General features: G+C 61.0%; 4 protein-coding genes. All 4 read right to left on the bottom strand.

Features of this window, described 5'->3' with window-relative positions:
* Window positions 1-8,532, bottom strand: an 8,532-nt coding sequence (locus ACFSNN_RS03470) for an ESPR-type extended signal peptide-containing protein (RefSeq protein WP_377779160.1), incomplete at its 3' end; no start/stop codon positions are given.
* Window positions 8,533-9,800: 1,268 nt separating this feature from the next.
* A complete protein-coding gene (locus tag ACFSNN_RS03465) occupies window positions 9,801-10,244 on the bottom strand; it encodes a hypothetical protein (protein ID WP_134457819.1) in 444 nt (147 codons plus the stop codon).
* A 403-nt stretch (window positions 10,245-10,647) separates the two neighbouring features.
* On the bottom strand, window positions 10,648-11,064 hold the full coding sequence (locus tag ACFSNN_RS03460) for a CopD family protein (RefSeq protein ID WP_012434331.1): 417 nt from the start codon (window positions 11,062-11,064) through the stop codon (window positions 10,648-10,650).
* A gap of 15 nt (window positions 11,065-11,079) precedes the next feature.
* A complete protein-coding gene (locus ACFSNN_RS03455; protein ID WP_134457818.1) occupies window positions 11,080-12,351 on the bottom strand; it encodes a glutamate-5-semialdehyde dehydrogenase in 1,272 nt (423 codons plus the stop codon).
* Window positions 12,352-12,530 lie beyond the last annotated feature (179 nt).

Raw genomic sequence — 12,530 nt, 5'->3', positions numbered from 1 at the left:
GGTGACATTACCCGCGATGTTCGTCACGGTGCCGCTCAGGTTCGACACGTTGTTCGAGACGTTATTCAACTTCGCGTCTTCCGACTGCAGCTGGCTCACGTTCACTGCATCGGTCGCGTTCAGGCCCGCTGCCACATTCGTGATGCGACGCTCCTTGCCCGCCTCGCCAACCGACACCTCACCACCGGCTGCCGTCGCGGCCGAGATTGCCGTGCCGCCCACCGGCGTGAAGCCTGCCGTGGTCAGCGTCGCCGAGTTCGCCACCGAGTTCGAGCCCAGCGCCACCGAGTTCGCCGTCGTCGCCGATGCCGCACCGCCGATTGCCACCGCATCCGTGCCCGTCGCCGACGAGTCCGCCAGCGTCGAGTTCGCGTGGAAATACTTGATGCCGCCACCGTTGATGACGATGTTGTTGACGGTGGTGCTCAGGTTGCTCACGTTGCTGCTGACGTTATTCACCTTCGCGTCTTCCGACTGCAGCTGGCTCACGTTCACTGCATCGGTCGCGTTCAGGCCCGCTGCCACATTCGTGACACGACGCTCCTTGCCTGCCGCGCCAACCGACACCTCACCACCGGCTGCCGTCGCTGCCGAGATTGCCGTGCCGCCCACCGGCGTGAAGCCTGCCGTGGTCAGCGTCGCCGAGTTCGCGACCGAGTTCGAGCCCAGCGCCACCGAGTTCGCCGTCGTCGCCGATGCGTTGCCACCGATTGCCACCGCATCCGTGCCCGTCGCCGACGAGTCCGCCAGCGTCGAGTTCGCGTGGAAATACTTGATGCCGCCACCGTTGGTGATGTTGTTCACCGTGTTGCTGATGTTCGTGACATTGCCCGCGATGTTCGTCACGTTGACGCTCAGGTTCGACACGTTATTGCTGACGTTATTGACCTTCGCATCTTCCGACTGCAGCTGGCTCACGTTCACCGCATCGGTTGCCGCCGAACCCGCTGCCACGTTCGTCACACGGCGCTCCTTGCCTGCCGAACCCATCGACACTTCGCCGTTCGCTGCCAAAGCGATACCCGAGAGCGTCCCCGTACCCGGGTTGTACCCCGCGGCCGACAGGTTCGCCGTCGTCGTCGCTGCATTGCCCAACGCCACCGAATTGACCGCCGAGGCTACAGCGTTCTGGCCGATCGCCGTCGAATTTGCACCGCTGACAATGGCGCCGCCACCAATTGCCGTGCCAAGCGCAGCCGACACCTTGGCGTTAGTGCCAACCGCCACGCCCCAGCTCGACAGTGATGTATCAGCACCATTGCCCAGGGAAACGGATCTGTCAGCCGCCTTCGAATCTCCACCGATGGCAATCGAATTGTTCGCGCCGGTTACGTTCTGCGCGTTATTACCAATCGCGATACTGGCCGCGCCCACCGCCGTCGCAGAGTCGCCCATCGCAACCGACAGATTGCCCAGCGACGATGCCTTGTCACCGATCGCTACCGAGTTCGTGCCCGTCGCCGACGAGTCCGCCAGCGTCGAGTTCACGTGGAAGTACTTGATGCCGCCACCGTTGATGACGATGTTGTTGACGGTGGTGCTCAGGTTGTTCACGTTGTTGTTGATCGTGTTGACCTTCGCATCTTCGGACTGCAACTGGCTCACGTTCACTGCATCCGTTGCCGCCGAACCGGCTGCCACGTTCGTCACGCGACGTTCCTTGCCTGCCGAGCCCATCGACACTTCACCGTTGGTCGCCGAAGCCGTGCCCGACAGAGTACCCGTGCCCGGGTTGTAACCCGCTGCCGACAGGTTCGCCGTCGTCGTCGAGCCCGCGCCCAGCGCCACCGAGTTGGACGCCGTCGCGCTCGCGCCATTACCCACCGCTACGGCTGAAGCGGCGCCTGCCGTTGAATAGCTGCCAACGGCCAGCGAATTAGCGCCAGTGGCCGTCGAATAGCCGCCCAGCGCCGATGCATGGGCGCTGCTTGCCAGCGTACCGGTACCCACTGCAAGGGTGTCGTAGTTAGAGGATGTCGCATTGAAGCCCAAGGCAGTATTCAAGCCCCAGGTCGCAAGAGCGGTCACCGCGCTCGCACCTTGACCAATGGCTATTCCCTGTGCGCTCTCCGTACCGTAAACACCTGCTTGAGCGCCAGTACCCATTGCGATCGAATTGCCGGTGCTCGCAGTTGCGCCGGTACCCATTGCAATGGAGTTGCCCGACGATGCCGCCTTTCCCGTTGTTTCGGCCTTCGCTCCCAGGCCCATTGCGATATCACCAGCATTGCCTGACACGGCGTTCGGACCAACGGCTACCGAATCTGTGCCGGTCGCCATTGAATCCGCCAGCGTCGAGTTCGCGTGGAAATACTTGATGCCGCCACCGTTGATGACGATGTTGTTGACGGTGGTGCTCAGGTTGCTCACGTTATTGCTGACGTTATTGACCTTCGCATCTTCCGACTGCAACTGGCTCACGTTCACTGCATCCGTTGCCGCCGAACCGGCTGCCACGTTCGTCACGCGGCGCTCCTTGCCTGCCGAACCCATCGATACTTCGCCGTTCGCTGCCGAAGCCGTACCTGACAGTGTTCCCGTGCCCGGGTTGTAGCCCACTGCCGACAGGTCCGCCGTCGTCGTCGAGTACGCCCCCAGTGCTACCGAATTCGCTGCCGTCGCCTTTGCGCCGGTGCCAAGCGCCGTCGCCATCGATGCCGAAGCCGTTGAGCCCGATCCAACCGATACGCCCTGATCCGCCAGCGAGTTGGCATTCTGGCCCAGCGCCACACCGTACTGACCGCTCACGGTCGATGCAATACCCACTGCCGTACCATACGACGCAGCCGATGTGTCTGCGTTATTCCCGATCGTGACGCCCTTGTTGCCACCCTTCGAGTCACCGCCAATCGTCACGGAGTTGTTCGCCGTCGCCGAGTTCTGCGCGTTGTTACCAATCGCGATACTGGCCGCGCCCACCGCCGTCGCACCGTCGCCCATCGCAACCGATGAGCCGCCAAGCGACGATGCCCGGTCGCCAATTGCCACCGAGTTCGTGCCCGTTGCCGACGAGTCCGCCAGCGTCGAGTTTACGTGGAAGTACTTGATGCCAGTGCCACCGTTGGTGATGTTGTTCACCGTGTTGCTGATGTTGGTGACATTGCCCGCGATGTTGCTCACGTTGTTGCTGACGTTATTCAGCTTCGCATCTTCCGACATCAACTGGCTGACGTTCACCGCATCTGTAGCGGCCGAGCCGGCTGCCACGTTCGTGATGCGGCGTTCCTTGCCTGCCGAACCCATCGACACTTCGCCGTTCGCTGCTGAAGCTGTACCCGACAACGTGCTGCTGCCCGGGTTGTAGCCTGCTGCCGACAGGTTTGCCGTCGTCGTCGAGTTCGAACCGAGTGCCACCGAGTTCACTGCCGTCGCCGATGCATTGCCACCGATCGCCACCGCATCCGTGCCCGTTGCCGACGAGTCCGCCAGCGTCGAGTTCGCGTGGAAATACTTGATGCCAGTGCCACCGTTGGTGATGTTGTTCACCGTGTTGCTGATGTTGGTGACGTTGCCCGCGATGTTCGTCACGTTGACGCTCAGATTCGACACGTTATTGCTGACGTTATTGACCTTCGCATCTTCCGACTGCAACTGGCTCACGTTCACTGCATCCGTTGCTGCCGAGCCGGCTGCCACGTTCGTCACACGGCGCTCCTTGCCTGCCGAACCCATCGACACTTCGCCGTTCGCTGCCGACGCGATACCCGAGAGCGTACCCGTACCCGGGTTGTACCCCGCGGCGGACAGGTTCGCCGTCGTCGTCGCTGCGTTGCCCAGCGCCACCGAATTGACCGCCGAGGCTACAGCGTTCGTGCCGATCGCCGTCGAATTCGCACCGCTGACCGTGGCGCCGCCACCAATTGCCGTGCCAAGCGCAGCCGACACCGTAGCGTTAGTGCCAACCGCCACGCCCCAGCTCGACAGTGATGTATCAGCACCATTGCCCAGAGAAACGGATCTGTCAGCCGCCTTCGAATCTCCACCGATGGCAATCGAATTGTTCGCGCCGGTTACGTTCTGCGCGTTATTACCAATCGCGATACTGGCCGCGCCCACCGCCGTCGCAGAGTCACCCATCGCAACCGACAGATTGCCCAGCGACGATGCCTTGTCACCGATCGCTACCGAGTTCGTGCCCGTCGCCGACGAGTCCGCCAGCGTCGAGTTCACGTGGAAGTACTTGATGCCGCCACCGTTGATGACGATATTGTTGACGGTGGTGCTCAGGTTGTTCACGTTGTTGTTGATCGTGTTGACCTTCGCATCCTCCGACTGCAACTGGCTCACGTTCACTGCATCCGTCGCCGCCGAACCGGCTGCCACGTTCGTCACGCGACGTTCCTTGCCTGCCGAACCCATCGACACTTCGCCGTTGGCTGTCGAAGCCGTACCTGACAGGGCTGCCGTGCCCGGGTTGTAGCCCGCTGCCGACAGGTTCGCCGTCGTCGTCGAGTTCGAACCCAGTGCCACCGAGTTCGCTGCCGTCGCCTTCGCGTTGCCGCCGATCGCCACTGCATCCGTGCCCGTTGCCGACGAATCCGCCAGCGTCGAGTTCGTGTGGAAATACTTGATGCCACCACCGTTGGTGATGTTGTTCACCGTGTTGCTGATGTTGGTGACATTACCCGCGATATTCGTCACGGTGCCGCTCAGGTTCGACACGTTATTGCTGACGTTATTGACCTTCGCGTCTTCCGACTGCAACTGGCTCACGTTCACCGCATCCGTCGCCGCCGAACCGGCTGCCACGTTCGTCACACGACGCTCTGCACCTGCCGAACCCACCGACACTTCACCGTTTGCCGTCGAAGCCGTACCCGACAACGTGCCTGTGCCCGGGTTGTAACCCGCTGCCGACAGATTCGCCGTCGTCGTCGAGCCGTATCCCAAGGCCACCGAATTCGCCGCCGACGCGGTCGCCGAGGAACCCAAAGCCAACGATTTGGCGGGGGCCGCGGACGCGTTTTCACCGATTGCGACGGCTTCGGCACCGCCACCGGCACCACCAGCTACCGAATTGCCGCCAATCGCAATATTGTGGTCGTAGTTGGCAAAGGCGTTATTACCGATGGCTATCAGATCGTTACCAGCGCCTGCGTATTGACTGCTTGCAGTCGTCGCGCCCGTACCCAATGCAATTGAGTTATAGCCTTTGGCCAGTGCATTCGTACCGATTGCGGTGTTATCGTGTGCCCCGCCGAAAGACGGAGTCGACGCTCCCCCCCCGATTGCGATTCCGCCGCTGACCGTCGCCGACGAGTCCGCCAGCGTCGAGTTCACGTGGAAGTACTTGATGCCGCCACCGTTGGTGATGTTGTTCACCGTGTTGCTGATGTTGGTGACATTACCCGCGATGTTGCTGACGTTATTGCTCAGATTGCTCAGGTTGTTCGAGACGTTATTGACCTTCGCGTCTTCCGACTGCAACTGGCTCACGTTCACCGCATCGGTGCCGTTCAGCCCCGCCGCCACGTTCGTAATACGACGCTCGCTGCCCGACTTGCCGACCGACACTTCACCGCCTGCAGCCGTCGCCGCCGACAGCGTACCGCTGCCCGGGTTGTAGCCTGCCGTCGCCAGCGTCGCGGAGTTCGCTACCGAGCTCGAGCCCAAGGCCACCGAGTTCGTCGTCGCAGCCGTCGCGCTCTTGCCGATTGCAAGCGCACCGCCCGCAACAGCGCTTGCTTGCACGCCTACGGCTGTCGCTGAGGCAACGTTAGCCAGAGCGTTGGCGCCAACCGCGGTCGTGTTGTCATGCAACGCCTGCGCGCTAGCACCGATAGCCGTGGTGTAACCCCAACCTCCTGCACCGAACCCCCCCTTGGCGCCGTCTCCCTTTGCAATTGCAGCCTCACCGATGGCAGTGTTGTAGCCGCCATCGTAAGCGCCGCCCAAGGCCTGCGCACCACCGCCGATTGCAATATTCTTTCCAAAGGTTGCGGAAGCCCCGGCACCAATCGCAAGCAAGTCTTGAGACGTGCTGTTCGCACCGGCGTCATTGGCAGTCGCACCGCCAAAGGCTATTGCATTCGTACCGATCGCGGTCGACCCCTGCCCGATTGCAAGCGAGTTTATCGACACCGCGCTCGCACCACTGCCCATCGCCATCGCTGCCTGCCCGCTTGCCACAGCAGCCGGGCCCACGGCCACGCTATCCGTGCCCGTCGCCGACGAGTCCGCCAGCGTCGAGTTCGCGTGGAAATACTTGATGCCAGTGCCGCCGTTGGTGATGTTGTTCACCGTGTTGCTGATGTTGGTGACATTACCCGCGATGTTGCTGACGTTGCTACTGACGTTGTTCACCTTCGCATCTTCCGACTGCAACTGGCTCACGTTCACCGCATCAGTTGCCGCCGAACCGGCCGCCACGTTCGTCACGCGACGTTCCTTGCCTGCCGAACCTACCGACACTTCGCCGTTGGTCGCCGAAGCCGTGCCCGACAGAGTGCCCGTGCCCGGGTTGTAACCCGCTGCCGACAGGTTCGCCGTCGTCGTCGAGTTCGAACCCAGCGCCACCGAGTTGGACGCCGTCGCGCTCGCGCCATTACCCACCGCTACGGCTGAAGCGGCGCCTGCCGTCGAATAGCTGCCAACGGCCAACGAATTAGCGCCAGTGGCCGTCGAATAGCCGCCCAGCGCCGATGCATGGGCGCTGCTTGCCAGCGTACCGGTACCCACTGCAAGGGTGTCGTAGTTAGAGGATGTCGCATTGAAGCCCAAGGCAGTATTCATGCCCCAGGTCGAAAGAGCTGTCACCGCGCTCGCACCTTGGCCAATGGCTATTCCCTGTGCGTTAGCCGTATTGTAAAGACCCGCCTGAGCGCCAGTACCCATTGCGATTGAATTGCCGGTGCTCGCGGTTGCGCCGGTACCCATTGCAATCGAATTGCCCGACGTTCCATAAGTTCCCGTTGTTTCGGCCTTCGCTCCCAAGCCCATTGCAATATCGCCAGCATTGCCTGACGCGGCGTTCGGACCAACGGCTACCGAATTTATGCCGGTCGCCATCGAATCCGCCAGCGTCGAGTTCGTGTGGAAATACTTGATGCCGCCACCGTTGGTGATGTTGTTCACCGTGTTGCTGATGTTGGTGACATTGCCCGCGATGTTCGTCACGTTATTGCTGATGTTATTGACCTTCGCGTCTTCCGACTGCAGCTGGCTCACGTTCACTGCATCGGTCGCGTTCAGGCCCGCTGCCACGTTCGTGACACGACGCTCCTTGCCCGCCGCGCCAACCGACACTTCACCACCGGCTGCCGTCGCTGCCGAGATTGCCGTGCCGCCCACCGGCGTGAAGCCGGCCGTGGTCAGCGTCGTCGAGTTCGCCACCGAGTTCGAGCCCAGCGCCACCGAGTTCGCCGTCGTCGCCGATGCGTTGTAGCCCAGCGTCGTCGCGCCAGTTGCCGAAGCGGTGGCTGCATAACCAACGGCCAATGAGTACTTCGACGTCGCCGTCGACTGCGCGCCCAGCACTGTGGCATAGCCCGAACCGCTCACCGCGTTGGCTCCCAGCGCAATCTGGTTATTCGCTCCGCTTGTCGAGTCCGTCGTTGCACCGTAGCCGATGGCGATCGTCGCCCCCCCACCCGCTGTGGCGGCGGCGCCAAGCGCAATGTTGCTGGCGTAGTTGGCTGTTGCGTTATGCCCGATGGCGATCGCATCGGTTGTGGTCGTGCCGGGAATCGCGGTTAACGCATTCGGCCCGATCGCGATGCTGCCGTACGAGCCCGACTTCGCGTCGTCAGTACCGTCGTTGTTGCCGGCCGCCTTGAAGTAGCGCGTACCCTGGCCGTTGTTGATGTTCGTGATCGACGTGTTCAGCTTGCCCAGCGCCGTATCCACCGTGCTGAAGGCGGAACCGATGTTCGTTGCTGCGCCTGTCGTGCCGTCGATCGCGTTCGCGTTCGTTAGTGCAAAGCTCGGCGCTGAAATCGTCCCGTTCGCGTTGACCGACGAACCAGCGCCGAGCGCATTTGCCATCGAATTGCTGACGCCAAACAGCTGCGAACCATTGACTCCGTCGGTACTGATGCTGCTCACCACTCCCGCTGTGAGATTGATGATCTTATGACTGTTCAGGTCCGTCGTGCCGTCAAGCACGATGCTGGTTGGCGAGTGCAGCTTGATCGACTGGCTCGGCGTGCTTCCAGTCCGATCTGAGCTGGCCGACGTGGCATTGTTGACGGAGATATAGGTAACGGTGGGATCGGCGTAAGCATTGTTCGCCGGTGTGCCGGCCGGGGCACCACCGATATAGACGACGTCACTGCCGGCACCGCAATGCATATCGTAGGGGGTGGACCCATCGCCGCTAGTGCCATAAGTGCTGCCGTCTGAACTACAGGTAACAACCCCGTTCGCGTTAGCCGCAAGCGGCACCAAAGCAACGCCTGCTGCAGTGATAGAGATGAATACTCGCGAGACGCCGACCGCCGTGCGTTTTTGCTTCTTCCGCCCCGTCGCATTCTCTTGCGCCGCGACCCAGGTACCGGTCGACTCATTCCAGACGGATCGATAGACTTTATTCATTTCTGTTCCCAATAAAAGGCATTTGGTCTGCCTAATCGATAGCGACCAATTCGCAAAGACAAACCACAGCCAGCAAGTCAAGACTTAGACATGCTTATTAACCTAGAAGTATTCGAGACAAGCAGAGGAGCGAAGCTTTATTGCCCGGCTCGGCGCATTGACGGCGCCGTAGCCGATGTTTGACCTTGGCGTGAGACACAATCGCCGCGTCGGTCCTCTTCGCTGACCTCGCCGCGATCAAACTTTATTTCGACATTCCTAAGGCCAACATCAGATCAGTCTTAAATCACTCTGGCTTTTCAGGAAAAATCTGAAATACACACCGACGCGTCCTACAAGCAGGTTTCATTTACGATCTCTTTTGAGATTTGGCTTACTAAGCCTGAAGAAACATCCGCATAAGTTTGCAATGCACACAGCGTGACTGCCCCAGAGAGCTCACCCCATCAGTGAGCCAGCGAGGCAGCCCGACTTTTATATTGAGCCCAAAGCGGTGGCGGTCCTAACGTTTGCCGGAGGGCAAACGAACGCTTCACGTTGCTCTGGAGTTCCGCAGAAGTGTTAAGTAAGGCATCTACGTTCGAGCTGATTTCCTCGCAATCGGTCCGAACACAGTTGCGATCGGAGGCAACGCAAAGGCGGCGGCGAGCAACTTGGCGGCACGCGCTGCTAACTCGGTGACTGATTGTGCGAACAGCGCCTCCGTTCGATCGGGAGGCCACAACCGTCAATTCACGAGAGTCGCGGCCGGCATATAAGGCACAGACGCGGCGAACGTGAACCGGTTGAACGCGCGACCAGTCTAGCTGGCGCTAACTACGATCGGCGTTTCAACGCGATGCAAAGCTCAGTGGACGAAGTCGCCACAAACTCGTAATTAGGTATCGCCATGGCGACACCGAGCCTGACGCCATCGGCTCGTTGCAAGACTGCGGTAGCAGCCGGCCCCGGTGCGTGCAAGCGCGGGGCGGCGGCGGGTGTTGGCGTGACGTATCGTTTCACAAAGTGGTAAGTGGCTAACGAACAGCGCTGTATCGGTGCGAAATTCCGGTGGCGCAGGCGCGCGGGTGCAAGTGGGCGACAAGCTATAAATGCTGTGACAGGGAAACACCTGCGGCTCAGTTGCTCTCCCTAAATAGAAATCCTTATTTTCGAACGCGAGTTCCTGAGACGTCTAAGAGGGGAGGATTGCTGACTTCAGCAATCCTCCCTTGCTCATTCAAATGTGGATATTCCAGGTTTTGCGATGCGGAAGGCCCGGCAAGCCATTAATGCGCGGCCGGAGCGACGTCGATCGTTCCGCGCGCCGACTCATACGTCGCAACCTGACGTGGTTTGGTATCGTCTCCAGTTTTCTTGCCTTTCGGCGCTGCTTGCGCAAGCAGTTTCGCCGCAGCACTCGCCGTAATCCGGCGATGCGCAATCCCACGCGCATCGAGCGCGATCACTTGGTACAACTCGCGGTCGCATTCCACTTCCCGCTCGTACTCCTCACACGTTTCAACCAGCAACTCGAGCAGCACTTGTCGACTGCGTCGTTCGTGGTTTGTCAGCGCAGGATTCCTATATATTGAAGTCGCAAGTGTGGCCAGTCTGTTGAGTTGAGTCAGTTGACGTTCGCACGAACCGAATGCCGACATGGCGAGTTTTTCGTACTGCAAGGCATCGACTGGCTGACGTGAGGCGGGTTGCTTTTTGTTGGACTTGCTCATGGTGCGATCTCCCTAAGACTGACCTGGATCGCCCGACACTCGCTTGCAAGGAGGGTGAGCGGGCATGTAGTGGGATTAGCAGACTGGCGTTCCAACAAACCAGCGAGCCTTGCGGCTCTCCCACTACCGCCCGCCCATAGAAATATAGACGTGCAGCAGCAGACGCACGACCCGCCTGGACGGGTGTGCGGTTGGAACGACTGGCTGCTAAACCAGACCACCGGTTGGTGCCAGTGGTTCGGAAATTATAAATCAGCCCGCACGCGCATCGGCCGTCCCAATATAGGCTGGCAAGCGAACTAGCCATTTGGCCTAGGACGCCGCATCGCGCCCCAGCGCCACCCATAAAAAAGGCGGTTTGCCGAACCCGGCAAACCGCCTTCTACAAAATCAAAACCCCGTCCTAGAACGGCTTAATCACCACCAACGCCACCGCCGCCAACATCCCCAGCACCGGCAGTTCATTGAACATCCGATACCACTTATCCGAGCGACGATTCTCCCCCCGCTCGAAGGTCCGCAGCAGCACACCGCAATAAGCGTGGTAAATCAAAAGCAGCACCACCACGCCGACCTTCGCGTGAATCCATCCCTGTCCGCGCCCGATTCCGATCACCAGCCACAACCAAAGCCCGCAAGCCAGCGCGGGCACCGCGATGAACGTCATGAAGCGGAACAGCTTGCGCGCCATCGTCAATAGACGCGCCGTCGCCGCGGGTTCCGTTTCCATCGCCAGATTGACGAAGATGCGCGGCAAATAGAACAGGCCGGCGAACCATGAAGCAATCAGAACGATGTGAAACGTTTTTACCCAAAGCATCAGCGTTCCTCTTGTTTATTGCCGGCCTTCGCCGTGGCCCAGCACGACATACTTGAGCGACGTCAGCCCTTCCAGCCCCACCGGCCCGCGCGCGTGCAGTTTGTCATTCGAAATTCCGATTTCCGCACCGAGGCCGAATTCGAAACCATCCGCGAAACGGGTCGATGCGTTCACCATCACGCTCGCCGAATCCACTTCGCGCAGGAAACGCATGGCGCGATCGTGGTCTTCCGTGACGATCGCGTCGGTGTGCTGCGAGCTGTACGTGTTGATGTGATCGATCGCGGCATCGAGGTTCTCGACCACCTTGATCGCCAGCACCGGCGCGAGGTATTCGGTGCGCCAGTCTTCCTCGGTGGCATCGACGAGCGGTCCCACGCCCGCGTCCGCCAGCACCGCGCGCGCCGCCGCATCCACGCGCAGTTCGACTTGCTTGTCGCGATACAGCTTGCCCAACGGCGGCAGCACTTCCGCTGCAATGCCGCGCGCGACCAGCAGCGTTTCCATCGTGTTGCACGTGCCGTAGCGGTGCGTCTTGGCGTTGTCGCAGACGGTCAGCGCCTTGGCCAGATCCGCGCGGTCGTCCACGTACACATGGCAGATGCCGTCGAGGTGCTTGATCATCGGCACGCGCGCTTCGTGCATCAAGCGCTCGATCAGGCTCTTGCCGCCGCGCGGCACGATCACGTCGACGAACTCAGTCATCGTAATCAGCTTGCCGACGGCCGCACGGTCCGACGTGGCCACCACTTGCACGGCGTCTTGCGGCAAACCGGCGGCTTGCAGCCCTTCGCCGATCAGCTTCGCCAGCGCCGTATTGCATTCGAGCGCTTCGGAACCGCCGCGCAGAATCGTCGCGTTGCCCGACTTCAGGCAGAGTGCGGCGGCGTCGATCGTCACGTTCGGACGCGATTCGTAGATGATGCCGATCACGCCCAACGGCACGCGCATCTGGCCGACCTGAATGCCGCTCGGCCGATATTTCAGATTGCTGATCTCGCCGATCGGATCGGCCAGCGCGGCGACTTGCCGCAAACCTTCGACCATCGTCTTCAGCGCTTTGTCCGACAGCGTCAAACGGTCGATAAACGCGGCGTCGTGGCCTTTCTCGCGAGCCCGCGCGACGTCGCGCGCGTTGGCTTCCTTCAGCAGCGCGGCATCGCGTTCGATACCCTGTGCAACAGCCGCAAGCGCGGCATTCTTCGCCGCCGTCGACGCCCGCGCCATCGCCCGTGAAGCTTGGCGGGCGCGGCGGCCGAGGTCGGTCATGTACTGGTCGATATCCATGGTGAGTCTCGTGATGCCGCGCACGTCGAGGTGCGGCGGACAGGCAGATTTAGCGAAAGATCAAGCGATTGTAAGTCGGGTGAAGGCGCTTTGCTTGCGGCGGCAGTGCCGGTGGCATCCAGGTAGCCTGAGCCGTCGACTGCCCAACGTCGCTGGCCTCAAAACTGTTCGGCGCACTG

The organism is Paraburkholderia dipogonis, assembly GCF_042680985.1.
GTDB lineage: Bacteria > Pseudomonadota > Gammaproteobacteria > Burkholderiales > Burkholderiaceae > Paraburkholderia > Paraburkholderia phytofirmans.
Note: the sequence above shows the minus strand (reverse complement) of the source record. Positions and strands in the feature narration are given on the sequence as shown.

Excerpts from the sequence above, each read along its gene's own strand:
- ACFSNN_RS03465 (WP_134457819.1), bottom strand. The coding sequence starts at position 10,244 with ATGAGCAAGTCCAACAAAAAGCAACCCGCCTCACGTCAGCCAGTCGAT.
- ACFSNN_RS03460 (WP_012434331.1), bottom strand. The coding sequence starts at position 11,064 with ATGCTTTGGGTAAAAACGTTTCACATCGTTCTGATTGCTTCATGGTTC.
- ACFSNN_RS03455 (WP_134457818.1), bottom strand. The coding sequence starts at position 12,351 with ATGGATATCGACCAGTACATGACCGACCTCGGCCGCCGCGCCCGCCAA.